Origin of the sequence: Deinococcus puniceus (genome assembly GCF_001644565.1) — a bacterium.
GTDB classification, from domain to species: Bacteria; Deinococcota; Deinococci; order Deinococcales; family Deinococcaceae; genus Deinococcus; species Deinococcus puniceus.
Genome location: NZ_CP011387.1, coordinates 824571 through 850093 on the forward strand (window position 1 = coordinate 824571; position 25523 = coordinate 850093).

Sequence of the window (25523 nt, forward strand, 5' to 3'; positions counted from 1 at the left end):
CAACTCAAGGGCGGCCAAACACCTGCGTCCAGTATGTTTTTTCATTGGTGTCGGGCCTATTCACGTAGCTCAGGCCGATCAGGGTGAACTCCCCCATGATGTCGGCGCAGTGATCTTGACTGAACAGCCAAGAGTCTATGACGCTGCTGGGGGTGGCTTGACCAGCCGCGATGTTCTCTGCGACCCGCCTGACGCTGATTCCGGTGGCCTGCACACGGCGCAGAGGCGTGCTGCCGTCCAGCGTGCTGTCGTGCGAAAAGTATCCGGCGAGGGCCATGCCCGCCGACTGCGCGGTGGCGGCAATGTCTAGCTGTGTGTTGCGCGTCAGCGGGGGCAAGGCAGGCCCGCCACTTTGCTGGGTGTCACAGTTCCAGCCGCCTGCACGGGCCGCATTGGTCAGTTCCAGCACCTCCTGTTCAAAGTCACTGCTGCCGTACAGTGGAGCCATCGTAAAACTCAGGGTGCGCTCCAGCAAACCCGCACTGCCGGGAATACTCACGCTGACGCGGTGTGGGCCGTCGGGAACAGACACGAACTGCGGAGAAATCTCCCGGTCATTGATGTGCAGGCGCGGCGTGCCGGGCGCGTAGGCGACGCTGCCGAGCGTGCTGATCCGCACCCGCCCGGCCCCCAGCAGCAGAGTCACTTCGGCCCGCTCTGCGCCGCTGCTCTGGATGGTCACGGTTCGGCTGATCGTTTGCCCTGGCTTGCCGTGCCCATCGAAACTCTTGACCCTGTAGGTGTACACGCCGGGCTGATAGTAAATGTGCTGCACTTCCAGTTCGGTGGCGGTGCGTCCATCTCCAAACTCCCACTGCACTCGGTGGCCTTCGGGCACGCTGGCTTTTAACGTCAGGGCAAACGGCGCACGGAACTCACTGTCGGCATAGCTGGTACTCAATGCCAGGGGAGGCGGTGTGGGAGACCTTTGAAGGCCCACGACATGCCCCGCCAGCAGCAGTACCCCTAAAGCGCAGACCGTTTTTCCCCAGCTCTGGCCTGTTCCAACGTGCGGCATCAACTTCATTCATGAAGAATAGTATGAGAACCCTGAAAACACGTCATATGTTGCAGACTGGTCATTAAGCCTGATTTGAGCGCTGGAGGAGCAGCGCGGGTTTTTCAAACGGCAGCTTGCCCCTACAGCCGGGCAAAGACCTGCGTCCAGTAGCGTTTGTATTTGGTACCGGGCCGGGTCACGTAGCTCAGGCCAATAGAACTGAAGTCGCCCATGATGTTGCGGCAGTGGCCGGGACTGCGGAGCCAACTGTCCACCACTTCTTCGGGGGAATCTTGCCCGGCGGCAATGTTTTCGGCGCTGCTGCGGGGCTTCATGCCGGTGGCTTGTACCCGGCGAAACGGGGTGCTGCCGTCCAGAGCGCTCTGGTGATCAAAATATCCGGCGAGGGCCATGCCCGCCGACTGGGCGGTGGCAGCCAGATCAAGCTGTGAATTGCGGGCCAGTGGAGGCAAGGCCGGGCCACCTTCCCGCAAGGTGACGCAGTTCCAGCCGCGTTGGCGGGCGCGGTTGGTCAGGCGCAAGACCTCGGCGTCGTAAGGAACGCTGCCGCCCAGTGGGGCCATCGTAAAGCTGAGGCTGCGCTCCAGTATTCCGCTGCTGCCGGGCACGCGCACGGTGACGCGGTGTTGTCCGGCGGCCAGCGCCACTGCTTTTGGCCCGACTTCACGGCCATTGACCAGAATGCTGGGTGTGCCGGGGGCGTAAGCCACGCTGCCCGCCGTACTCACGCGGACTTCTCCGGCCCCCAGCAGCAGGGTCACTTCGGCCCGCTCCGCGCCGCTGCTCTGCACGTCCAGTTGCCCGGTGGCCGTGCTGACCACGCGCCCTTGCCCATCCAGAATCTGGGTTCTCACGGTGTAGCTTCCGGCCCGGTAATAGGTGTGCCGCACCTCTGCGCCCGCGCCGCCTTGCCCGTCGCCGTAGTCCCACGCCACGCGGTAGCCGCCCGGTACGGTGGCCGTCATGGTCACGTCCAGCGGGGCGCGGCCCTCGCCATTGGCGCTCAGGCGCACGCTGTAGCCCACAGATTGCCCCGTTTGAAGTGCCTGCGCCAACGAGGACAGGTTGCGGCCCAAGTCTGTCCACGACACCGCACTGAGGCCCACCAGCAGCAAGGCCCGGCCCCACTTCGGCTTCCTGTGCTGCGGCTCCCGGATTTTCTTTGTTCTGGCGCTCACCTACTCAGCTTAGGTGGGCGAATCTTAAGATGACGTGAAGGAATCTACGCGGGAGTTTGGGGGCAGCGCCTCTGTAGTGGGGGGGATGGGTGGCAGCAACACCGAGTGTTCAACACTGAGTCCTCAAAGCGCGGGTGCTGCGGCTGCTCTGCCTTCTCCACTGAGTCTTGACCGAACCTATGTTCAATGCACGTCGGCAACGTCGGCCAGCAGCGCGGCCAGCTGCTCTTTGGCCCGGAACACGCGGCTTTTGGCTGTGCCCACCGCCACGCCCTGAATGCGGGCAATTTCATCGTAGGGCAGGTCTTCCACAAAGCGCAGGACGACGGCTTCCCGGTACTCCTCGGGCAGTTTCAGCAGGGCACGCTGCACCCGGTCTTGGGCCTGTGCGCTCTCGGCGGCCTGGGTGGGGCTGCGGGCCGCGCTGGTCACTTCAAAGCCCACATCCTCGCGGGCTTCTTCCAGACTAAAACGCTGCAATTGGCGGCGTCTATGAGATTCGATCTGGGTATTGCGGGCCACCTGATACAGCCACGGCAACACGCGCTCGCCGGGCCGGAAGGTGCGAATAGAACGCCACGCCCGGTAAAACACTTCCTGCGTGAGGTCGAGGGCGTCCTCGCTGTTGCCCTCCAAGCGGTACAGGTAGCCGTACATCCGGCCCTCGTACTCGGTGACAAAGGCGTGCCACGCGGCTTCCTCGCCTGCCGTGAGCCGTGCCAGCAATTCCGCAGACAGCAGATCAGGGGGGAGAGAAGGCAAGTCTGGGGCGGGTTCCACGTTGCCTACACCATACCGCCCCGGCACACGTTCCGGCAGTGCAATCGTCGGATAGGCCACATTGCTCAGCGCTGGGGCCGCATTGGTGGGGGAATTGAAGGCGTGGTGCAGGCGAAACGAACACCGTCAAGCCGGGCCGAAATCCTTTCTCAGACCCCTAAACCCTAGACCCTGAGACTGCTCCCTGCCTGACAGGTCTATGCAAGACGAAATGCTCTAGCATGCGTCCCCGTCCATGCCCGCGCCCCTTGCCGCCGATCCTGCCTCTGCCGATACCGCTCTCACGGGCGGCCTGCTGGCGTCCCTGCTGCCTGACCTGAGTGTGGGCGCGGTGCTGGGATTTGCCACAGGGTACGCCCTCAAAAAGCTGGGCCGCGTGGTGCTGCTGCTTGTCGGCCTGCTGTTTATCGCGCTGCAAGTGCTGTCGTGGTTCGACTTGGTTACGGTGCATTGGACGCGGGTGCAGGCCCTCAGCGAACCTTGGCTGAGGCAGGGCAGCGAACAGGGCGCGGCGTGGTTGTCGCGGCTGCTGACGGCCAATCTGCCGTTCGCGGGGGCTTTTACGGCGGCGCTGCTGGTGGGCTTGCGGGCGCGGGGCTAGCCGCTTCAGGCTATGTCACGCCCCATCAGGTGGCGTCCGAGCGGCGTTCCCCATAAGCGATAGCGAGGGCAACCAGGGCCACTGCCAGCGTGCCTAGGCCCCACCACTGGCCCGCGTTTAGTAAGTACGCGGTTCCGGCCAACGCCGCCTGAAACACCAACGTCAAGATATTCAGCCACAGGGGGGCGCTTTGCTGGCGCTTGAACAAGTCGGCGCGGCGCACAGGCAGCGGTTGCCACAGCACCATCAGGGCCGAGCCGCCCACGCCCAGCAGCAGCAACGGCAGGTCTAGGGCGGCGGCCTGAATCTGCCCCCGGAAGGCCAGTAACCCCAGCCCGGCCAATCCCAACCCCAGCGGGGGCAGGCTGGCGGCCAACCATTTGTCGCGCCGCAGGGCCGCAGGAGAACGCGGAGCCGAGCGCAGCAGATCGGGGGCGTCCTCGGCATTCAGGGTCAGTTGGGCCAAAGCGACCGCCAGATTGGAGGTCAGCAGCACCACGCCCACGCCTACCGTTGCTGCCAGATTGCCGCCGCGCAGGGCCGGGGCCAGCAGCGGCAGCAGGTACAACAGTTGCAACAGCGTGCGCGACAGCAGCGCCGGATCACGCCAGATCAGCCGCCATTCTTTCAGCAGCGTAGCTGTTCTGGCCGTCCTAAATCGCAGCGGGCGGCCAGCAGTGCGGCGCGGCAGGCGGGCGGTGGGGCGCTCCTGCGAGGTCTGTGCGCCCAGCACGAACAGGCGGGTCAGGGCCATCACGGTCAGCATCAGGCCCAGCGCCGCTGCCGCCAGCAGCCCCAGCAGCGGGCCGGGTTCTGACCACGCCGCCTGCACGGGCAGGGCCAGCAGACTTCCCGAAGACAGCCGCAGGCCCGCCAACACGTCCAGCACGGGATTGATCTGGTTACTGCCCCGGTCTTGGCCCGACGGCCGCAGCAGATTCGGCACCTGAAAGGCCAAAAACACCGCCGCGCCGATGAGTGATCCCAGCACTGCCGACACCGTGCGGGTGCGCTGCACACCCAACACGCGCACCAATCCCAGTGTCAGCCACAGGCCCACGCAGGCGGCCAGTACGGCGGCGGCCAGCCACCAGCCCAGCAGCCCCATCGCCCGCCACGCACCCAGCACGGCGGCGGCGGCCAGCAGCGGCACCATCAGCAGGGCCACACTCAGGCCCGCCGACAGCGCCACCCCCAGCGCCCGCGACGCCAACACGGTGCGCGGCGCGATGGGGGAGTGCAGCAACAAGGTCAAGTCTCCGCGTGTAAACAGGGCGGTGAGTGCCGCGTTGACGGCAGCAGCCACCATCATCGTCCACAGCACCAGCAGGCCCAGCGCCAGCAGGGGGAGGGCCGCGTCCGGCAGCGGGGCGTTCAGATTCAGGGCCGCCAGTCGGGGCCGCAAAGACAGGCCAATGGCGATCAGGAAGCCGGAAAACACCACCAGCCCAATCCCGATGCCCCAGCGTTGTCCCGTGGTGAGATTTGCCAAAGCACCCCGCGTTTGCCAGCGCAGCAGCCAGAGCAGACTGCCGGGTGGGGCGCTGCTCACTCGTTCTCCTCGGCTCGAAGATTGGTGCTCGGCGTCGGCGCAGTTGGCCCGGTCAGGCTCAGGAAGGCGTCTTCCAGCGTGGCCGTTTCGGTGCGGGCCAGCAGTTCGGCGGGGGTGCCCTCGGCCACCAGTTCGCCGCCCGCGATGATCCCGATTCTGTCGGCCAGCCGCTCGGCCACTTCCAGAATGTGCGTGGTCAGTACCACCGCGCCGCCCGCGTCTACAAACTCGCGCAGGGCGTCCTTGACTTGGCGGGAAGCGGCGGCGTCCAGCCCGGTCAGCGGTTCATCCAGCAGCAGCAGGCGCGGCCCGTGAATGAGTGCGCCCGCCAGCGCCAGCTTCTGCTTCATGCCGCGTGAGAAGCCCTCGGTGCGCTCGTATCGGTGCGGCCACAGTTGCAACCATTTCAGCAGGCGCTCGGCTTCGGGGGCGGCCTGCGCCGCGTTCATGCCCCACAGCCCCGCCACGAATTCCAGATATTCGGGCGGCGTCAATTTGTCGTACAGGAGGGGATCGTCGGGCAGGTAGGCAAGGTGCTGTTTGGCGGCCTGCGCGTCGGTGGTCATGCTGTGGCCCCCAATTCGCGCCTCGCCCGTGTCGGGTCGGCTCAGGCCCGCGATCATGCGGATAGTACTGGTTTTGCCTGCCCCGTTCGGCCCCAGCAGCGCATACAGCTCGCCTGCTTCGACCCGCACATTCAGCCGCCGCACGGCCTCGCGCCCGCCAAAGCGTTTGCCCAGATTCACCAGTTCCAGCGCCGGGGCAGCGTGTGGGCGAGCCTGCGGAGGAAGAACGTCGGGAGTGGAGGTCATACCGTCAGGCTACGCGCCCCCGGCACAGGCGGTTGCCTCAAGCTAGGCAACGGGTCAGATGACTGAGCCGGAGAACATTCCAGATCACACGTCAGGCCGTGTCGCGCACCATCAGTTTGGGTTCGAAGCGGCGGGCACGGGCGGGGCCTCGGTGCCCACCCAAACGCGACAACAGCAGTTGGGCGGCCTCGTAGCCCATGTTCTCGACGGGTTGGTGCAGGGTGGTCAGCCCGCGTGCGGCGGCCCAAGGTTGGTCATCGAAGCCGATAATCCGCACGTCCTGCCCCGGTGTCAGGCCGCGTGCCCGCACCTCGTCCAGCAGCGATCCGGCCAGCAGATCGGCAGAGGCGAACACCGTGCAGGGAAAGCCGCCCGCCGCCGCGATCTCGTCCAGCACCGCGCAGGCGCTGTTGCGGGCCGCCAGCGGGTCAAACGAGGACGTGTGTTCGCTCGTCACTTCCCGGCCCGCCCCGGCCACCGCTTTCAGGAATCCGGTGCGGCGATCTTCGAAGACGCGGGTGGTAAAGAGCTGGTCAAGTTCAGTCTCGACCCAGATCGCGTGCAGCGTTCCCGGCAGCGTGGCAGCGTACTCTCCGGCCAGTTTGCCGCCCGTCACGTTGTCCATGAAGGCGCAGTCCACGCCCTCGGCGTAGGCGTCCACCAGCACGGTGGGCTGCTGCGTTCTCAGGCGGTGTTCGTTAAACATCTGCGTGAGGTTGTAAGTCGCCATGACCAACCCATCGGCCTGATACGCCAGCGTATGTGACCCCAAGTAGCGTTCCAGCCGCGAACGATCCAGCAGCGGAAAAATCGCCACGTCGTACCGCGCTTCCTGAAACGCCGTTTCTAGGCCGTCCAGCAGGCGCACATAAAATTCGGTGGTGACCACGGGCAGCAGCACGCTGATGGTGTAACTCTTGCCCCCAGCGATGCGGCGGGCGTGCGGGTTGGGCGTGTAATCGAGATCGGCAATGGCCTTCAGCACCGTATCGCGGGTTGCGCCGCGCACAGCCGAGTGGTTGTTCAGCACGCGCGAGACGGTGCCGACGCCGACACCCGCCTCACGGGCGACATCCTGAATGGTGGGCTTTCGCATAGATATACCGGTCACCATACCGCGTTGCGTGGAACGGGTTCCATCACGGCCTGCTCAGGCAGATGGTCAGTCGTCTAAGCAGGCGGGACAGAGCGGGGCGGCCAGATACGAACCTGACCGCACACAGGGACAATTCAGCCCGGCCCCAGCGCCTAAACTGTCCTGAGTGGCGGTGCAGGGCACGACAACTTTTTGCCGTAATACACACCTTCCCGGCCCCACTGGAGTCCCTATGTCATCTTCTCTACCTTCCCCTCAACCTGTGCGGCAGCCTGTGGCGCTCGCGCTGTCTCTGGCCGCCGCATCTGTCGCCTTCGTGCTGTCGGTGGCGTTGGCCCAAAATACGGCTGCCGCCCAACAAGGCCACGCGGCGGGCCACGCCATCACCGAACCTTTGGCCGTGCCCATCACTGCTCCGGTTGCCGCCCTGCCGCTGACCAGCCAGAACGCCACCATCGTGGCCGTGCCCCCCAGCATCAGCGAAACCAGCGTGTTCATGACGCTCCGCAATACGGGCCGCACCCCCATCGTCCTGAGCGGCGTCACCTCTGCGGTGGCCGCACACGGCATGTTGATGGTCACGCGCCGCGACGCACAGGGCCGCACCGGAATGTCGGAAACCCGCGCCCTGACCGTGCCCGCTGGCCGCAGCCTGACCCTCAGCGAGACCGGAGACCACCTGATGCTGATGGGCCTGAAGCGCCCGCTGAAAGTCGGTGAGCGTCTGCCCCTCACGCTCCGCACCTCGGATGGCCGTAGTTTGAAGGTCGTGGCGTTGGTTCGCAAGCCGTAATTCAACTCAGCCCAGATCCAATTCAGTCCAGATCATCCCAGTCTCAGAGCATCTCAGCCGAATCTGTTGTGCCACCCCAAAAGGCCCCACCCATGACCGATCATCCCGCCAATCCTGCCCCCAGCACGCCCGCGCATCCATCCGGGCGGCCTTGGTACGTGTCTGCCATTTTGGCGGTGTGTGCCATTACGCTGGTGCTGGGCGGGGCGTGGGTGTTCGCGCGAATTCGCAGCCCGTTTCCGTTTTACGGCACGGCTTACGACGCGCCCAAGCAGGCCGCCGCCTTCCGGGGCACCGATCAGGATGGCCGCCCGTTCGCGTTCACTCCGGCTGCCGATAAGAAGGTTACGGCGCTGTTTTTCGGCTTCACGCACTGCCCCAACATCTGCCCGCTGTCGTTGGCGTACCTCGACAAAGTGCGCCTGAGTCTGACGCCCGCCGAGCAAGCCCAGTTTCAGGTCGTGCTGGTCAGCGTCGATCCGGCCCGCGATACGCCGGAGCGCCTGCGCGAATACGTCACGTTTTTTGGCAAGGCGCAGGGCGTCTGGATTCCTGAACCTGCCCTGAGCCGGGTGGCGCGGGAGTACGGGGCCAGCTACCAGAAGGCCGATATAAAAACTGCCCGCGAATACCAGATCAATCACACCACTGCCACCTACCTGATAGACGCGGAAGGCCGCCTGCGCGTGCTGTGGGACTACACGCAGTTGCCGCAGGTGGAGCGCGTGACCGCCGATGTGCGCTACGTGCTGGGCACCCCGGCGAAAGCTGCACAGGCTGAAACACTGGCCCAGACCGGAGCGATTCAGGCTGGAGAGACCCCGTGAGCGCCCCCATCATCTCCGCTTCGGAAGTGGCCGCCAACCTGAATCCCACACTGGCCGACCTGCTGGCCCTGCGCCCCGATCCGCTGATGCTGGTGCCCGCGCTGATCGTGGCGGCGCTGTACTTCTGGCGGTATGTGCAGGCGCGGCGTACCCCGGAAGGCCGTCAGCGCTGGCCCGTGTGGAAGCCTATTTTGTTTAGCCTCGGCATCCTGCTGCTGCTGCTGACCACCCAGAGCCGCGCCTCCGACCTGACTTCCGGCAGCATGGCGCTGTACATGGGCCGCCTGATGGTGCTGGCCGAAGTGGTGCCGCCCCTGCTGATGCTGGGTATTCCCCGGAACGTAAAATTGAACGCCCGCAGGGGCCTAGGCCGCGTGCTGGGTGTCCTCCTTGATCCTTGGGTGGCGCTGGGCGTCTGGTCTGCCGTCATCATCTTCTGGAATATTCCCGCCGGATTCAATGCCTCAGTGGTCACGAACACGGCGGCGGCCCTGCTGCCCGCGCTGTATCTCCTCAGCAGCCTGATGGTGTGGGCGGTGGTGCTGCGGCCCTTGCCCGCCGTACAGCCTGCCTCCATCGGCTCTCGCGGCTGGTTCGGACTCTTGGCTGCCCTCCCCATGATGGCGGTGGGCATGGTCTGGCTGTATTCGCCGGACGTGCTGTACACGCCCTACGTGAACGCCCTGTGCCTCTGGAACCTGACCCCACTGGACAACCAGCAACTCAGCGGCTGGATCATGATGCTGGCCGGAGTGCCCGCGCTGGCGTTGGCCTTCATCCAGTTGTTCGCGTGGCTGATCGCGTTGGCGGATGGGGGAACTCAGCGGGAGTAGAGGCGGTCAAAGGGTCTAAGAAGGGTAATCGCGTTGCTCACTCACCCCTCTGCTGCGGAGCTTTTCAAGCCAAGGGTGAGGGGGCGATTCCGCACCGCACCCGCCCCAGCACCTTAGACCCTAGACTTTTTGACCCTTAGACGCCCCCCCTTACGTCACCAACCCCACTTCCCGCGCCGCTTTATAGCTGCCTGTATCCAGCAAATCGCGCAGCACACGCACGGTTTCTTCTATTTCGGCTTCGGTGGTGTAGAGGGCCACTGGTGCAAGGCGCAGAATGTCGGGTTGGCGGAAATCAGGGATGATGCCGCGTTCGCGCAGGGCCACGCTGAGGGCGAGGGCGTCCGGGTGGGCCAGCGCCACATGGCCGCCGCGCACGGCATGATCGCGCGGCGTGACCATCTTCAACTCTGGCAGATGCGCGTCGGCAAGGGCGATCAGGTGGTCGGTCAGAGCCAGACTCCGGGTGCGGATGTCTTCCATTTCTACGGTGGCGAAGACTTCCAACGCTCCCTCTAGCCCCGCCAATGCCAGCACAGGCGGCGTGCCCAACTGGTAGCCGCCCGCACCCGCAGCAGGCCGGAAATTGTGGGCCATCTCGAACTGGCTGGTCTTGTCGTGGCCCCACCAACCGCGCAGGGCAGGCATACGGCCATGATGCCGCTCGTGCAGGAACAGCCCGCCGGGTGCGCCGGGGCCAGCGTTCACGTATTTGTAGTGGCACCACACCGCAAAATCCGCGCCGCTGCCGTGCAAGTCGTGTGGCACGCTGCCCACCGAATGCGCCGCGTCCCAGCCGATCAAGATGCCGCGTGCTTGAGCTTCGGCAGTCAGGCCCGGAATATCCAGCAGTTGGCCGCTGCGGTACAACACGGTGGGCAGCAGCACCACAGCCACGTCGTCGGTGAGGGTCGCCAGAATATCTTCGGTAGTCAGCGTCTGCCCGTCGCGGCTGGGAATCAACCGGAGTTCTGCACCGTGCATATCGGCCCAACTCTGCATCGCGTACACGTCCGAGGGGAAATCCAGCGACGTAGCCACCAGATGCCGCCGCGTGTCTCCGGGCTGCGGGTGGTACAGGGTCGCCATCAGCGAGTGCAGATTGGAGGTGATGCTGCCGGTTGCCATGACCTCGTGCGGCAAGGCTCCTACCAGCCGCGCCACCCCCGGCGACAGGCTTTCGGCCAGCCCGAACCACTTGTCCCAGCCGTGTACCGAGTCGTGCTGCCAATCGTCCAAGCGCCGCAGCACCGCTTCCCGCGCCGCGTGGGGCATCACGCCGAGGCTGTTGCCGTCCATGTAGATGCCGGGGGGCATCGCAAAAAGGTCGCGTCTCATAGGGTCTCTATTTGAACAGATTTCAAGTGAACAGGTTGGATGTTGAGTGTGAAGTCAACGCCGCTTGCTTGCACGCTCATTCGCCCAGCCCACTCAGGGCCGCCACCTCTAGTTCTGTCGGTTCCAACGCCGCCAAAGTCCCAGCGGGCAGCAATACGGCGCGGGCAGGTGCGCCGTCTATCCCGATGTACTGGCCTTCTTTGTTCGGGCCGCCTGCCAGCGGCATCGGCAGGCACATCAGGTCGTATTCGCCGTCCTGCACGCTGCTCAGGTTCAGGCCTTCCAGAATCAGAATGCCTGAGGCAAAGCAGGCGGCGTGGGCGTCCAGCGTTTTGCTGGTCAAGGGGTCTACGCTGGGGCTGTCGGTGCCGATGAGCTGCACGCCGCGCCGCCCGAGTTCCGTGATCAGGTCGGGGTGCAGGGCTGTAAAATCTTCGGGAAAGGTGTCCCAGTGGGCGGGCTGCCCGGTATGCAGCAACACCCGGGGCGGCAGTTGATCGGGCAAGTCGTTGAGGATGTCCAGCCCCACGAGTGCAGGCTCTCCGCTCCCCTGTGTTTGACTTGCTTGCACGCTCATCACGCGGCAACGGCCCACATAGCGGCTCAGCGGCACGGCGTCCAGCTTTTCGGCGGCGTCGGCGTAATGCCACGGCGCGTCTACGTGCGTGCCCGTGTGTGTACTCAGGCCCAATTCGCCCGTGTTCACGCTGTCGCCCGCCGCCATGCGTCCACGGGGATGCAGCACGAATTCGGGGTCGCCGGGCCAACTCGGATGGCCGGGGGTCAGGGCGCGGGAGATGTCTTGCAGGGCGGCGGGTGCAGTTGACATGGCCCTACCATAAACCGCCGGGGCGGGAGCGTGGGCATGAACCTTTGGCACGAGTGGAGAGGTGACGGTTCTGGGTGAACCCCCAGTCTGCTTTGCAGCCAGCCCCCTCAAGGGGAGCGCAACTGCTTTTAGTCCTCCCCTCTAAGGGGGGGCGTTGCGGAGCAACGGGGGGGTTCACCTTCCAATCCAGTTCCCAACTCAGCACTCATAGATTTGCACCGGGTTCAGAGAGCTAGATTCTCGGCGGCGGGTCAGCTGCCCGAAAAGCGTGTGTCTCTGGGCGTCCCTGTTCACAGTTCCGACAAAATCGGCCTGACATTCCCCCTTCTGGCCTGCTGACCTGTGAGGTTTATCTCAGGCTACTTGCACGCCTTCCCACCTTGGTCAAGAATGCGCGTATGAGACGGCGTTGCTCCACTCCTGCCCCCACGGGCCGCCGCTGACCTGATGAGACTTCGCACATTGGGGGCATTGGCCGTGGAAGGTTCGGGCCTGAAGCGCGAAAAGGTGCTGCTGCTGCTGGCGTACCTGTGCTTAGAGGGGCCGCAGCCGCGCCGCCGTCTGGCCGACGTATTCTGGCCCGAAGCCGCCAATCCCATGAACAGCCTCGCGCAACATCTGGTGCATCTGCGCGGGTTGCCGGGATCGCTGCACGAAGAAGGCAGCCGCGTAGAAGCCGCCCTGCCCTGCGACGCGGCCCAGATGCGGGCGGCGGCCAGAAGTGGGCAGTGGCAGGAAGCGGTTTCATTGTATGGCGGCCCGTTTCTGGAGAGCCTGACCATTCCGCTGGGGGGCGATCTGGAGGAATGGGTGTACGAAACGCGGGAAGCTTTGGCGCTTGAAATGCGCGGGACGCTGCTGACGCTGGGCGGGCAAACGGCGGCGCGGGGCAACACCGAAGGAGCCGGAGCGTTGGCCGCCCGCGCCCTGCTGCTGCCGGGAGCGCCCCCACCCGACGAAACCGAACTGCCGCGCCTGTACCACCTGCTGAACCTGAGCGCTCACCCGCTGGCCGCACAGGTAGAGCGCGACGCTCGCACGCTGGGCGTGCCGCTGGACAGTCCGAGTGCCCGCATCGTGGCCGCCGCGCCGTTCGTGGGCCGCGCCGCCGAATTGGGGCAACTGGCCGCCCTGTCCCCCGGCAGCTTCGGGTGGGTCAGCGGCCCTGGTGGAATGGGCAAAACCGCGCTGCTAGAGGCGCTGAACCGGGCCGGGGGCTGGCAGGTTCTGAGTGGCCGCCCAGAAGCTCAAGCTGCCCAGCCCTACGCCACGCTTGCGCCCCTGTTGCCGCACCCGGTCAGGAGTGCGGCAGAAGCCCTGAGCGCCCTGAACACTCCCCGCCTGAAAGTCGCCATTGACGACTGGGACAGCGTGGACGAGGCCAGCCGGGAGGTGCTGACCCTGGTTGCACGGCAGGCCCAACGACAAGAATTCGGAGCCGTGATCGTGGTCACGTCGCGCCGCCACCCCCCCTTCGAAGTCCGCGCTCACCTGACGCTCGGGCTGCTAAATCCTGAAGACGTGCCGCAGCCCGGCCTCCACGCCCTGACCGACGGACACCCGACGCTGGTGGGCGCGGCCCTGCGGGGGCAACCGTTGGAACTGGGGCAAGGGGCCAAAGTGCGGGCGCTGCCCCCCGAACTGCGCGACACTTTTTTGTTGCTGGCCCTGCAAGACCACCCCGATCTGCGGGCCACCCGCGCCGCGCTCAACCTGCACGCCGACGCCTTTGCCCGCATCCTGTCGGCACTGACCGTAGAGGGCCTGACCGGCGAAACGGGCCGGGTGTACGCGGCGGCGGCTATTCGTCATTACCTGTCGGCCATTTACGTGCAGTCTCAACTGTTGCACCTGCGCTTGGCCCGCGCCCTGCCGCCCGAAGCGGCTTGGCCGCACTACACCGCCGCCCGCGACCTGTGGGAAGAGGCCGACGAGACCCGAATCGCGGCTGTGGCGGCAGCCCGTGCCGACGCCCTGATCCGGCGGGGCCACCCCGGAGAAGCCCGCGCCTTGCTGGACGGCCTTCCCGCTTGGCCCGAATTGGCCGTGCCGCACGCTTGGGCGCTGCTGGGTGCGGGCCAGTACGCCGAGGCCCTGCGGCGGCTAGATGCCCTCACGCCGCCCCATGCCGACGCTCCCGCCGCGCTGGCCGCCCGCGCCACCGCACTGGTTCGCATGGGCCGCCACGCCGAGGCCACTGCGCTGGCAGGCCGAGTCATAGGTACGGGGGCGGAAGGCGCACAGGCCGCGAGTGTGCTGGCCCACGCCGCCCGAATTCGCGAAAGCTGGGACGAGGCCCGCCGCTACAGCCGCATCGCCGCTGACCTGTGGCAACTGAACGGCGACGAGGAACAACATCTGAGTGAACTGGGCTTCGTGGCGCTGGCCCGCGTGCGGTTGGGCGTGGCTCCCGCCGAAGCCTTCGACGCCTTGCTGGAGCGTGCCAAAGGGTTGCCAAGTGTGCGCGGTACGATGCTGGTGAACTACGCCCAGATGCTGGGTCAGCACGACCAATGGGAACAGGCCGAAGCCGCGTTGCTAGAGGCGGTGCCAGAACTCAAAACGGCAGGCGACGTGATGGGACTCGCATCACTTTTCATCAATCTGGGGGTGAGCCTGCATTTGCGCGGCCACCTCAAATCTGCCGCGGATTATTACAAGCAGGCCCTCAATCTCCTGAAAGGAACAGGCAGTATCCGGACTCTCGGCTTTGCCCTGAGCAACCTCAGCGAAATAGAGGGCGACCTGAGTGCCTTTGAGGACGTGATGGAGATGCTGGAGCGGGCCGGACAGAATGAACTCGTGGCTTCTATTCGCCGCAATGCCCAACTGGTGGCCCGCCTTCCGCCGAGTCCCCTGCATTCCTGAGAGGCTCGGTCATGCGCTGATCACGGCGTGAGGTTCACACTCCCTACAGTTTCACACTGCATTCAGGAGGTTCGGCCATGAATCCTGTCCACTCAGCCCACCACAAGCTTCAGATCAGTACAGTGCAGACCCGCACGGCGTCCTTTCCCGTCCCAGTCCTCTCGGTTTCACACGCCTTAACGCTGATGCTCGGCCTGCTGGCTCTGCTGATGCTGAGCGTAGCCAACGCACAAAACACCGTTGCCACGATTCCCAGCATAGGCACGGTTTTTCCCAGCACAGCGGCCCCCGGCGAGCGCGTGTGGATTCCGGGGCCGACTCGCCTGACGGTGCGCGATACCCTCTGGGTGGGCGGGCGGCCTACTGCGCTGGTGCGCGATTCGGTGTCAGGCTGGCTGGCCTTCGACGTGCCAAAAGACGCAGCGGGCGGCCCCCAAGGTCTGGGCGTAAATGCCCCGGCGCGGCAGGGCGGCCCTGTGTTAAATGTCTTGCCCCCAGAGTCGGCCTTTGGCGATGTGGTGATCTACGTGAATCCAGCGGCGGCGGCAGAGATTCGCAGCGGCTTCAGCGAGCGCGTAAAACGGTTCGCGGCGGCTTGCCAGCGCGGTTGCCCCGCCGAACTGACCCAGACCCTTGACCGCCTGTCGGCCTTGACTTTGCCCGCCTTGCAACCGTTGGGCCAAGTCTCTAGAGGAATGGTGCGTTTGCCTTCTGCGGCGCTGAATCCTGTGCGAATCAATCCGGGTGCGGCCACTGTCACGGGTGCGCCTGCCCTCAACATCCAAAGTCTCAGACTTCAGAACTTGACCCTGCCGCCCCTCAACAGCGCCGCTGTGGTGGCCGCCCGCCGCAATAGCAGCTTTTGCGATTGGCTGGGCACGACTCTGCCCACGTCGGGCCTTCCCACCGGGCGCGTGTTGGCCTTGCTGAGCGCACTCTTCGGAGACGACTTGCAAACCGATCCTTCTACAACCAGCCATCCTTCACAGGCCCAAGCCCCCTTCCAAAACGAAAAACCCGGCACGGTACTGGAAAAACTGATCGGCGTAGGTAGCGGCACAGGCAAAGGCGTGACTATTCACGTGCTGGACACGGCCAGTGGCGCGGGCAACAGCGTCTCCGACCCGTTCGTGGTGGGCGAGCCAGTCAATTACTACAACCAGCTTTACCCGAATGTGCCCGGTCACGGCAGCGTCGTGGGCCAAATTGCCGGAACGGTGGCTCCCGGCGCAGCCCTGCAGTATCAGGCTGTGTGCGACAGCGCGGGCAACTGCTCCACCCTCAAGACCGTGCAGGCCCTCTGTGCTGTCGCTACGCAAGCGCGGCAGGGCGGGCGGCATGTGGTCAATTTTAGCTTGGGCGGCCCGGTGCCGCTGGTGGGCCTGCGTCTGGCGCTGCAAGAAGTGGCCCGGTTGGGCGTGCCTACCGCAGCCTCATATGGCAACACCGACGACTGCGCTGGCCTGATTCCCGGTGACCGCTGCTGGCACTATCCCGCCGACTGGCACGCCGAATTTTCGGTCATTGGCCTGCCCAGCCTGATTGCGCAAAAGCGCCCCACCATGCTGCTCAGTGTGGCAGGCTGGGACATCGGCACTCAGGAAATGGCGACCTACAACCGCGCCATGCGCCTAAAAGGAGTGACTGCGCCGCCGCCCAGCGTGCAGGCTCCCGGCGAATTCTGGTTTGGCGGGCGGCCCTACTTCGGCACGTCGTTCGCGGCTCCGGTAGTGGCGGGCGGGCTGGCGCTGTGGGCGCAGTGCAACCCCGGCGTCCCCTTTTTGCCGCTGCTCCTAACGCCGGGTGTGGCTCCCATGAATCTGGCTGCTCTGGGAACCTGCCCGTAATCTCTTGCTGCCTGAGAAGACTCATTTGGTGAAAGATGCAATTGAAACCGCGTCCTTGAGTCTTTCTTCAGGCGTTCTTAATTTACTTTTCAACTTCTCGCGTCCTCAACGCTAAAACCCTCCAGATTAAAGTTCTTTCCGCGTTGTATTGAACTGCCGACTTTCAGGGGGTACTTGACCCCCGATCCATGAAAATTAATACAATGTTACATGAGACTCCGGACGCTGGGGGGCGTGTCTATAGAGGGCGGAAAGTACGGGCGTGAAAAGCCCCTGCTTGTGCTGGCTTACCTTGCGCTGGAAGGGCCGCAGCCGCGCCGTCATCTGGCCGAATTGTTTTGGCCGAGCGCCGAAGGGCCGCAACAACTGAACAACCTCAATCAGCACCTGATCCGGTTGCGGCCCCTGGGCCACGTGGTGCATGAAGACGGCCAACTGCTCCGAACAGACCTGACCTGCGATGCACGGGAGTTTCAGGATCATGTGTGTGCGGGGCGGCAGGCCGACGCCCTGAACGCCTACAGCGGGGCGTTTCTCACGGGCCTGAAAACTGAACTTGGGGAGGAGCTGGAAGAGTGGGTGTTGGGCGTGCGCGAAACCCTGGCCCGCGCTGCCCGCGCCCTTCACTTGACGCTGGCCGAAGACTGGCAGGCACGCGGCGACGTGGTGCAGGCCGCGCACGGGGCCGAAGCCGCCTACCGCCTTCCCGGCGCACCGCCCCCCGAACCCGAAGACTTGCCGCGCCTGTTCCGGCTCCTCAGTGCTGGGCAGCATCCCTTGGCCGACACGATTCGCCGTGAAGCCCGCGAATTGGGTATGACCCTGACGCCTCAGCCGGTGTCTTCTGCGCCGCCACTGGTGGGCCGCACCGCTGAACTGGCCCAGCTTCAGACCCTCGCGGCGGGGCAGGTAGGCTGGCTGACCGGGGTGCCGAGTATCGGCAAGAGTGCCCTGCTGTCGGCTCTTGCCGTGCGTGGCGGCTGGCGCGTGCTGCTGGGCCGGGCCGGATTGCCCTTTGCGACCCTCGAACCCTTGGCTTCCCGGCCTCTTACCAGCACCGCCGAAGCCTTGGCCCTGCTGGGCGATCCCCGTCTGCGCGTGGCGATAGACGGCTGGGAAGATGCCGACGACGCCACTCGCGCCGCCCTGAGTTTGGCGGCCCGCCAACGTCCCGGCGCGGCCCTCCTGATCGCCGCCCGCAGCGCCCCCGCCTTGCCCGTAGACCTGCACCTGACGCTTGGCCCCCTTCGTGAGGCCGACCTGAGCGGGCATCCCGGTGCGTTGGCGGCCACCGGGGGAAATCCGGCCCTGCTGCGGGCGTTCCTGCGCGGTGCATCTGCACACCAGAGCCTCGAAGCCCATCTGGCGCACCTCGGCCCCCAAGCGCGTGCGCTGCTGCTGGCCCTCGCCGCCCAAGACCCGCCCCACCTGAACGCCACCCGCGCCGCCCTTGACTTCAGCGCCGCCGACTTTGCCCACACGCTCGATGGGCTGGCCCGCGAAGGGCTGACCACCCCGGAAGGCCACCTGCGCACCCCCGCCCCCGCCCGCGAATTGCTGGCCGCACAGCCCATAGACACGCAACTGCTGCATCTGCGTTTGGCCCGTGCCCACCCGCACACCAGCGGTTGGGTTCATTGGCAGGCCGCCCAGCATCTCTGGGAAGACACTGACCGGGAAGCGGCGGCCAAAGCAGCCCACTGGCACGCCGATCAGGAAATGAAACGCGGTTATCCGGCACGGGCGGCGGCCACGTTGGAACTGGCCCCGCAGACGGATGAGGTGCGGCTGCTGCGGGGGTGGGCGCTAATTGAGTGCGGCAAGGCCCTAGAAGCTTTGAATCTTTTGGCATCCTTACCACACACCGCGAATGTGCTGGCCGCTTTAGGAACCGCAACCTATAAACTAGGTCATTTTTCAGAAGCACTTGCTTGGGCGGCTGCCCTCCCCACTGACGGCAGCTTAAGTTCAGCGCATGGCAGCATGATCAGAGGCAACGTCGCTTTGAAAGAACATGAGTTCTTGTGCGCTCAGAAGCATTACCGTTTGGCGGCTCAGGTCTACCGCCTCAATAATGACGTGCCTTCTGCCTTGATTGCCGAGAATTTACTGGCGACCCTTGCTGTTCAGTTAGGGGCAGAGGCAAGGCAGATTTTTCCAGCACTCGTGCAGGCCAGTTCGGCCTACGCACGGCAAAAGGCGCTGGTGCTATGCAACTTCGCCTATAGTCTGACATCAACGCCGGACACTACAGATAAATCTTATCTGGAGGCGGAAAATCTATATAGAGAAGCCATGAGGCTTCAAGAGATTTTGGGAGATAGGCATGGAATCGCCCAGACATTAAATTCACTTGCGGTCAACAAACATCTGCAAGGCAAGATTGGTGACGCCAAAAGGTTATATTATCAAGCTTTGGAATGTCTGAAGGGCAGTGGCGACGTTAGATCAATGGGATTGATTCTCAGCAATATAGGGGAAATAGAAGAAGACTTCACTGGTTTCAGCGAAAATATTGAATTTCTCAACGGTACTGGTCACGGCAAATTAGCTGAAATCATCCATAAAAACCTTATAGCCGATTCATTTGTAGGGTTGGAGCAGAGTTACGTTTCATCAGCCTAAGCAGAGCGTTTTGGGGGCAGAATGCTAAGATACATCTTCGCAACCACCTTGGCCTCCTTACTCCTATGTGGGATTGGGGAATCTCAAATTTCACAGTCATACCCAAATGTTCTTGCGATTCAGGATGGAAATTTCCAATATAATGGTGATCTAGCAGCCAGCACTCTGAATTGGAAAGTAGGAAGTAAAGAGGAGACATGTTCTAAATTCAGAGTGCTCAGTGCATGGTCTTGTAAAGTTCCAGAAAACGCTGCTTTAGGTCTACAAGACGTCCGTATCTCTGTCAATGGCAATGCTTTTAAAAAAACCACTTCAATCACTATATTACCTAGCATTCCTATATTTATTGAATCTTCATCAGTAAAAAATAGCCCATTAAGTAAAAAAGAAGCAGTATTCAGTTTTGGAATTGCGGATCCAATCCTTTCTATCCCACTGAATAGAAGTGCTGTGTCTTCCGCTTTATCTGTTACAGCTAAGGAAGTCAATTCTGCTTTTAACTCGGGATTAAATGCTAATCAGCAGAGATTTGATGTCAATTCAAGAGTGTTAAACGATGGCCGTCTTGCTCTAAGTGTCAATGAATTGGAACGCTTGCGGCAAGTATTGCCTCAGCTGTCGCTGCCTAGATTTGATCCAAATAAACCCTCTTTACCAGTTCTGCCTAGCATTACTGGTTTATCTAAGTTGCTACCTCCATCTGAATTATCATCAAGTCCCCAGATATTAAATCAGGGCGTACTTTATCAGCGCCCCCTTGTTGCTCTAGGTACGAAATACAAGAATTTCAGTGAATTAGCTGGACAGCTACGTAGCATACCCAACTCTAGTTTAGTCAAGTACAGCACCAAAGATATAGAAGCTTCTTTGTTGAGGCTTAAAAATGATTTTCAAGCCAAATCATACATTCCTAGTCAGAGTGTTATCAAGTTTTTTATGAATAAAAAGGAGGGTGGTGACGGAATATGCAGCAAGAATCTGTCAGAAATCCAGCCGCCCAGCCAATCTTCTACAATAGCATTGGATTATGAGGTGTTTACTACATACTACAATAACCATGGAATATCGGCTAATATTTCACCGACCAAAGAACCCAATACTGGGCAAAACGGAAATACGTCAATTAATCTTCAGGAAACTGTGACGATGCAAGAGGGTAATCGTTTTAATGAAGGTATTTACAGTACCTTGAAGCATACAGTACAAAGCACAAATGTGCAAGAAAATAGCATACCATCTGAGGAGACTAGATTAGACAAAAGTTTGACACCTTTAATCTACATTATCGATACTTTTGGTCTTGAGAGATCAAATTTTATGCGGGATGATTTTAAGGTTAATAAAGGCAAATCATATTACTTTTACGGACATGGGATTCATGTAGCTTCCATTATAAAAAGGGTATTTAAAAGTGCAGACATTGAAAGCATTAAAGCATGTGATTATCAAGGTGCATGTAGCATAGCGCAAGTTATCCAAGGTGTCTGTTTGGCAGCCGTAACAGCCTCCAAGACCAAGCGGCCAGTCATCGTCAATATGAGCTTCACCACACCTGTGCCGGGGAAGTTTTTCCTAGAGGCCATGGAATATGCAGCCGAGCAAGGCGTTAAGTTCGTAGTCGCCCATGGAAATTCTGATCCACTCAGGAAAGGCAATCTAGATTGCAGAGAACTACAGCCTCTAGATAGGTGTAACCATTTTCCAGCAGATTGGGCCTCTCTAGATTCCAAAAACTTTGGTAAAAACATAATCAGTGTAGGAGCTTTACAACCAAACTTGCACGGTTGGGACAAGGCCGGATTTGGTCGGCTGATGTTGCCCGAAGGAGTGCTCAACACCCTGCCTACCGTAAGTGCGCCCGGCGTCTTTTATTTTCCTTCTGCGCCAGCCCAATTGGCGTTGGGTGATCAGCGCTTGGCCTTTTGGGGAACTTCATTTGCCAGCCCATTGGTGACTGGTTTGCTGGCCGAGTGGATGCACTCCGGTGAGACGACTGTTCCTTCCATGTGGCAGGATAATGTTTCGCTTATAAAATAGCCTTGTGCTACAGAAAAAACCGCCCCAACTTGGAAGGGGCGGTCTTTCTTCTAGGGCACATTTACACGCTGATCTCTGCAAACCTCGCGTTTTCCCGAATGAATTCCTTACGCGGCGCGACGTCCGTGCCCATCAGGGAATCGAACACTTCGTTCGCCACGATCAGGTCTTCGATGTTCACGCGCTTCAGCACGCGCAGTTCGGGGTTCATGGTGGTTTCCCAGAGCTGGTCGGCGTTCATTTCGCCCAGTCCCTTAAAGCGCTGAATCTCGTACTTCTTGCCTTCCTTGTTGGCGCGGGCCACATGCTGCTTCAAGGTTTCTTCGTCGTACAGGTAGGTGCCTTTTTTCTCGCGGCCAATGGTCACGCGGTACAGCGGCGGCTGAGCAATGTACAAGTGGCCCTGTTCCACCACCGGGCGCATATAGCGGAAGAAGAAGGTCAGCAGCAGCGTGGTGATGTGCCCGCCGTCCATGTCGGCGTCGGTCATGATCACGACTTTGTGGTAGCGCAGGTTGGTCAGGTCGAAGTGCATCCGGTCACCCGTGCCCTCCACACCCGCCCCGATGGCCCCGATCAGCGCCCGGATTTCGGCGTTTTTCAGAATCTTGTTCAGTTCCGACTTCTCCACGTTCAGGATTTTGCCGCGCAGGGGCAAGATGGCCTGAAAGCGGCGCTCGCGGCCACCCTTGGCGCTGCCGCCTGCCGAGTTGCCTTCCACGATGAACAGTTCGGATTCGGCGGGGTCTTGCGAGGAGCAGTCGGCCAGTTTGCCGGGCAGGTCATCGTTTTCCAGCGGGTTGCTGCGGCGCACGATGTCGCGGGCTTTGCGGGCCGCTTCGCGTGCGCGTGCAGCTTCGGCGGCCTTCTCCACAATCGTCTTGCCGATCTTGGGGTTCTCTTCCAAAAACTCCGCGAATTTCTCGCCCACGATGGCGTTCACGGCGGTCTGCGCTTCACTGTTCAGCAGCTTCACCTTGGCCTGAGACTCGAACTGAGGCTCGCCCAATTTCACGCTGACTACGCAATAAATCCCTTCCAGCAGGTCGTCGCCCGTAGGAATGGGGTTGCCGTTCTTGATCAGGTTCTTGTCGCGGGCATACTTGTTCAGAATACGCGTGTAAGCCGTCTTCAATCCGGTCAGGGGCGTGCCGCCGTCGCGGGTGCGGATCATGTTGGCGTAGGTCAGGATGTTGTCGGAGTTGTAGGTATTGGCATGAATAAACGCCACTTCCACTTCCACTTCGCTGTGCGTGCCGCGCATCACGATGGGCTGGTCGTACAGCAGCTTGGAGTCGTCGGTCACGAGGGCGCGGGCAAAGTTGGCGATGCCGCCCTGCTCGTAAAACGTTTCTTCCTTCACGTCGCCCGCGTGCAGTTCGGTGCGCTCGTCGCGGATCACGATTTTCAGGCCCGTCAGGTAGGCCAACTCGCGCAGGCGGCGGCGAATGCGGTCATAGTCGAACAGGTTGGCAAACTCACTAAACACGGCGGCGTCGGGTTGAAAGCTGACCTGCGTGGCCCACTTCACGTCGGCGGGGGTGTCGCCCAGCACTTCCAGCGGGGTTACCACGTCGCCGCGTTCAAAGCGGATGTGGTGCAGTTTGCCGTGCTTGTTCACGGTCACGTCAAGGTAGCTGCTGAGCGCGTTCACCACGCTGCTGCCTACGCCGTGCAAGCCCCCCGATACCTTATACGCGCCCTGTCCGAACTTGCCGCCCGCGTGCAATTCCGTAAAGATCACTTCGATGGCAGAGCGGCCCTCACTTTTCATGATGTCCACAGGAATACCGCGTCCGTTGTCGGTCACGGTGGCGCTGCCATCGGCGTGCATGATCACATGGACTTCGTTGGCAAAGCCCGCCAAACCTTCGTCGATGGCGTTGTCGATGATCTCGGTGAGCAGTTGGTGGTAGCCGTCGATGCCCGTGCCGCCCTGCACGTACATGCCGGGGCGTTTGCGAACGGCTTCTAGGCCCTTAAGAACAGAAATATCGGCGGCGGTATAGCTTCCGCTGGGGCCGCCCGCTACGGTACTTTCCGAGAGGCTGCTTTCACTCTGTACGTTGTCAGTGTCGCTGTCTAGCACGGCGTCCTTGGGTTTGGGGTCAGTTTTCGTCATGTTCCTCCTGATCCGCCCACGCGGGGCGTCTCGCTGGTTCTGGCCCAGATGTGATGAAAGCAGGGCGGGCCAGAGGTGGAAAGGGGATAAGCCAGTGGGTGAGGTGGCACGCACTGCGCCTCCATCAGTCTGTCCAGTATACTCCCTTTACTGAAATGGGTCAAATAAATTATGTTATAAGCGTAATATGTGGGCCGTCTTCTTGACCCGCAATGGGGGTATAAAATCCGTCCCAGCGCCCGTCCGTTTGCTTGCAGCTTTTGGGCTGGGGCTGGGGCTGGGGCGCGGGGTTGCACGCCGGGCCTCTGTACGGGTCAGAATGGGCACGCGATGCGCCGCGTTTCCCCTCTCCTCCTTGCCCTGACTGGTTCCCTGCCTCTGGCCGCCCCCACAGCGCCGCCCCGGCCTGCCCCGGCTCCCGTCTGCGTGCTTCCTGCTGGGCCGCTGCCCACCCAGACGCGGGCCGTGTTTCTGCTGGATACCAGCGGCAGCATGCGCGGCATCGGCGACGGGCAGGCCAATATTTTCGAGCGGGTGAAGGTCAGTCTCAACAACTATGTGCGGGCCGAGCAACCAGACCGGGTCGACCTCGTCACTTTCGATAGCGGCGTGAGAACCCAGCGCAGCTACGACTTGCCGGGAGCGGCTGGGCGCTTTAACGGCGATCTCGGCGCACTGCGGGCCGATGGACGCAATACCTACCTGTATCAGAGTTTGCAAGCGGCCCTGAAACCGCTGGCGGGTGCCGAGCGCTACCTGACCCGCGTGTTCGTGCTGACCGACGGCATAGACAATGACACCAGCCGCACGGCCACAGCCCAGAGTGCGCTGGCGGCCTTCACCGGACGGGGCGCACTGGACAGCCTGCATTACGTGGCGCTGGGGGCCACCGTGCCTGCCGACGCCGCCCGCGCCTTGGCGGCCAGTGGCTACGCCGACAGTCAGACGGTGCCTGTGGGTGAGGTGCCAGACCTGACGCTGGTGGCGGCGGGCGACGGCCTGAGAACCGTGACCGACGCGGGCAAGGTGGCCGCTCCTTACCCCGATGGAACGCCGCTGGCGCTGGCTTCCGGCGTTGGTGGGGTGGGATTGGCCCAGCCGACAGCGCAGGGCGGGCAGGTGCGCCTGAGTGTGCCGCCGCGCCTGCCACACGGCACGGCGGCCCTGCTGTGTGCGCCTTCCACCCGTGCCGAAGCTCCGGCCCGCCGCGTGCTGCTGCGCCTGAATATCGGCACCGATCCGGCCCTCAGTTGGCTTAATCCTGCCGCAGACCGCCTCCTCAAAGCAGGCGAGACCGTGAACCTGCGCTACCGGGCAGCGGCTGACCTGAATCTGGACGGTGCAAGGGTGGGCGGGCTGAATGGAACCGGGCTGGAAGGCGTGCTGGAGGGGCAACCCGGCAGCCGGGAATTCACGGTGCGGCTCACCAACGAGGCTTTAGAACCGGGCCGAATCCTGACCCCTACCTTGGCACTGGCAAACGGGCGGCGGCTGGCTCTGCCCACCGTGACTGGGGATGAGGGCGGGCGCGTAATTCCGGTGCTGATCATCAATAATTCAGTTAATCCCACGCCCCCCGTGCCTGTGGCTGAACCGGAGAACCCCGGCGGCCTTGCCCGAATTGCCGCTTGGCTTCTTGGGGGCGCGGCGCTCTTGGGCCTATTGTTCTTCCTCTGGCGCAGAAGGCAGGCTCGCCGCGTGGCTCCCGCTGCTCCCGTCTCTGCCCCGCCGCCCGCTGTAGAAGGGCTGGAATACCGCGAAGACCGCACGCTGGCCCTCGTGACCGCCAACGGCGACGTGAGCAGCGTCAACATGCCTCTGGGGGGCGCGTTCGATCTGGGTCAGCTTGCCAGTGTGCCGCACCTGAGTGGGTTGCGGGCCGAGCAGCACCGCGACGGCCTCAGCATCATTACTGTGCCTGCCGATCTGGAAGTCAGTCAGGGCGCACGCCTGCTGCAATCGGGCGACGTGGTGCGCCCCGGCACGCTGCTGGGGGTGGCCGTCGCGCGGCTCTCGCGTGCGCCTCACCCGCCGCTGGGGTCATTGGTGGGCTTGGGCCTGCCGCTGCGCCTGCTGGCCGATGGCGTGACCCTGCACGTCACCGGGCCATACGGCGATCACGCCTTTACGCTGGGGGCAGGCATCACCGATTTGGGCGCGGCGTTTCAGGCTCCGGCCCTCGCGGGGGTGCGCGTCAGCTCCAGCGGCCCGCGTGTGCTGCTGGCCGACGTGCCCAGCCACCTGATCCTCAGCCGATTTGGGGAACCCGCGCCCCTGCGCCCCGGCACGTACCTGCCGCCCGCCTCGGAACTGACTTTTTTGAACGACTGAATGGAGGGATGGTAGGGGGGGTGCGTTGTTTCC

Annotated in this window: 18 protein-coding genes; 9 read left to right on the top strand and 9 right to left on the bottom strand. The window is 62.7% G+C overall.

Features of this window, described 5'->3' with window-relative positions; translation table 11 throughout:
- Positions 1–4 precede the first annotated feature (4 nt).
- From SU48_RS13900 to SU48_RS03790, 3 genes are all read right to left on the bottom strand, one after another.
- The gene (locus tag SU48_RS13900; protein WP_231881671.1) at positions 5–1027 is read right to left on the bottom strand and encodes a CAP domain-containing protein; all 1023 of its coding nucleotides are present in this window, start codon (positions 1025–1027) and stop codon (positions 5–7) included.
- A 113-nt stretch (positions 1028–1140) separates the two neighbouring features.
- A complete protein-coding gene (locus SU48_RS03785) occupies positions 1141–2199 on the bottom strand; it encodes a CAP domain-containing protein (RefSeq protein ID WP_231881672.1) in 1059 nt (352 codons plus the stop codon).
- A 183-nt stretch (positions 2200–2382) separates the two neighbouring features.
- Positions 2383–2979 carry an RNA polymerase sigma factor gene (locus SU48_RS03790; protein ID WP_407919269.1) on the bottom strand — a complete coding sequence of 199 codons (597 nt, stop codon included), beginning with the start codon at positions 2977–2979 and terminating at the stop codon, positions 2383–2385.
- A 235-nt stretch (positions 2980–3214) separates the two neighbouring features.
- Here SU48_RS03790 and SU48_RS03795 point away from each other — a divergent pair, with 235 nt between their 5' ends.
- Complete coding sequence (locus SU48_RS03795) at positions 3215–3580, top strand: FUN14 domain-containing protein (protein ID WP_064014090.1); 366 nt, start codon at positions 3215–3217, stop codon at positions 3578–3580.
- A 25-nt stretch (positions 3581–3605) separates the two neighbouring features.
- On the opposite strand, the gene SU48_RS03800 is transcribed toward SU48_RS03795, so the two are convergent.
- The 3 genes from SU48_RS03800 to SU48_RS03810 form a co-directional block, all read right to left on the bottom strand.
- Positions 3606–5132 carry a putative ABC transporter permease subunit gene (locus SU48_RS03800; RefSeq protein ID WP_064014091.1) on the bottom strand — a complete coding sequence of 509 codons (1527 nt, stop codon included), beginning with the start codon at positions 5130–5132 and terminating at the stop codon, positions 3606–3608.
- A complete protein-coding gene (locus SU48_RS03805) occupies positions 5129–5944 on the bottom strand; it encodes an ABC transporter ATP-binding protein (protein WP_064014092.1) in 816 nt (271 codons plus the stop codon). The genes SU48_RS03800 and SU48_RS03805 overlap by 4 nt, the downstream gene beginning before the upstream one ends.
- 91 nt (positions 5945–6035) lie before the next feature.
- Positions 6036–7040, bottom strand: a complete 1005-nt coding sequence (locus SU48_RS03810) for a LacI family DNA-binding transcriptional regulator (protein ID WP_064014093.1) — start codon at positions 7038–7040, stop codon at positions 6036–6038.
- A gap of 232 nt (positions 7041–7272) precedes the next feature.
- On the opposite strand from SU48_RS03810, the gene SU48_RS03815 reads away from it, so the two are divergent.
- From SU48_RS03815 to SU48_RS03825, 3 genes are all read left to right on the top strand, one after another.
- A complete protein-coding gene (locus SU48_RS03815) occupies positions 7273–7833 on the top strand; it encodes a copper chaperone PCu(A)C (RefSeq protein WP_082869651.1) in 561 nt (186 codons plus the stop codon).
- Between the two features lie 92 nt (positions 7834–7925).
- Positions 7926–8660: an SCO family protein gene (locus SU48_RS03820; RefSeq protein ID WP_064014095.1), complete on the top strand. Its 735-nt coding sequence runs from the start codon at positions 7926–7928 to the stop codon at positions 8658–8660.
- 86 nt (positions 8661–8746) lie between these two features.
- Entirely contained in the window at positions 8747–9493 is a 747-nt protein-coding gene (locus SU48_RS03825) for a cytochrome c oxidase assembly protein (protein ID WP_231881710.1), read from the top strand.
- Between the two features lie 150 nt (positions 9494–9643).
- Here the strand turns inward: SU48_RS03825 and kynU are convergent, their stop codons facing one another.
- Together kynU and SU48_RS03835 are read right to left on the bottom strand one after the other, a co-directional pair.
- Positions 9644–10831 (bottom strand): kynureninase, encoded by a 1188-nt coding sequence (gene kynU / locus SU48_RS03830; RefSeq protein ID WP_064014097.1) that lies wholly within the window; start codon positions 10829–10831, stop codon positions 9644–9646.
- Between the two features lie 76 nt (positions 10832–10907).
- Positions 10908–11660: a cyclase family protein gene (locus SU48_RS03835; RefSeq protein ID WP_082869652.1), complete on the bottom strand. Its 753-nt coding sequence runs from the start codon at positions 11658–11660 to the stop codon at positions 10908–10910.
- Positions 11661–12107: 447 nt separating this feature from the next.
- Between SU48_RS03835 and SU48_RS03840 the strand changes: the two genes are divergently transcribed.
- The 4 genes from SU48_RS03840 to SU48_RS13905 all read left to right on the top strand — a co-directional run bounded on the left by SU48_RS03840 (position 12108) and on the right by SU48_RS13905 (position 21037).
- On the top strand, positions 12108–14528 hold the full coding sequence (locus SU48_RS03840; RefSeq protein ID WP_157451073.1) for a tetratricopeptide repeat protein: 2421 nt from the start codon (positions 12108–12110) through the stop codon (positions 14526–14528).
- Between the two features lie 77 nt (positions 14529–14605).
- Positions 14606–16375 carry a S8 family serine peptidase gene (locus SU48_RS03845; protein ID WP_157451074.1) on the top strand — a complete coding sequence of 590 codons (1770 nt, stop codon included), beginning with the start codon at positions 14606–14608 and terminating at the stop codon, positions 16373–16375.
- 210 nt (positions 16376–16585) lie between these two features.
- Entirely contained in the window at positions 16586–19000 is a 2415-nt protein-coding gene (locus SU48_RS03850) for a tetratricopeptide repeat protein (protein ID WP_064014100.1), read from the top strand.
- A gap of 21 nt (positions 19001–19021) precedes the next feature.
- On the top strand, positions 19022–21037 hold the full coding sequence (locus SU48_RS13905) for a S8 family peptidase (protein ID WP_082869653.1): 2016 nt from the start codon (positions 19022–19024) through the stop codon (positions 21035–21037).
- Positions 21038–21098: 61 nt separating this feature from the next.
- On the opposite strand, the gene SU48_RS03860 is transcribed toward SU48_RS13905, so the two are convergent.
- On the bottom strand, positions 21099–23159 hold the full coding sequence (locus SU48_RS03860) for a DNA topoisomerase subunit B (RefSeq protein ID WP_082869654.1): 2061 nt from the start codon (positions 23157–23159) through the stop codon (positions 21099–21101).
- A gap of 330 nt (positions 23160–23489) precedes the next feature.
- On the opposite strand from SU48_RS03860, the gene SU48_RS03865 reads away from it, so the two are divergent.
- The gene (locus SU48_RS03865; protein ID WP_064014102.1) at positions 23490–25490 is read left to right on the top strand and encodes a vWA domain-containing protein; all 2001 of its coding nucleotides are present in this window, start codon (positions 23490–23492) and stop codon (positions 25488–25490) included.
- Positions 25491–25523 lie beyond the last annotated feature (33 nt).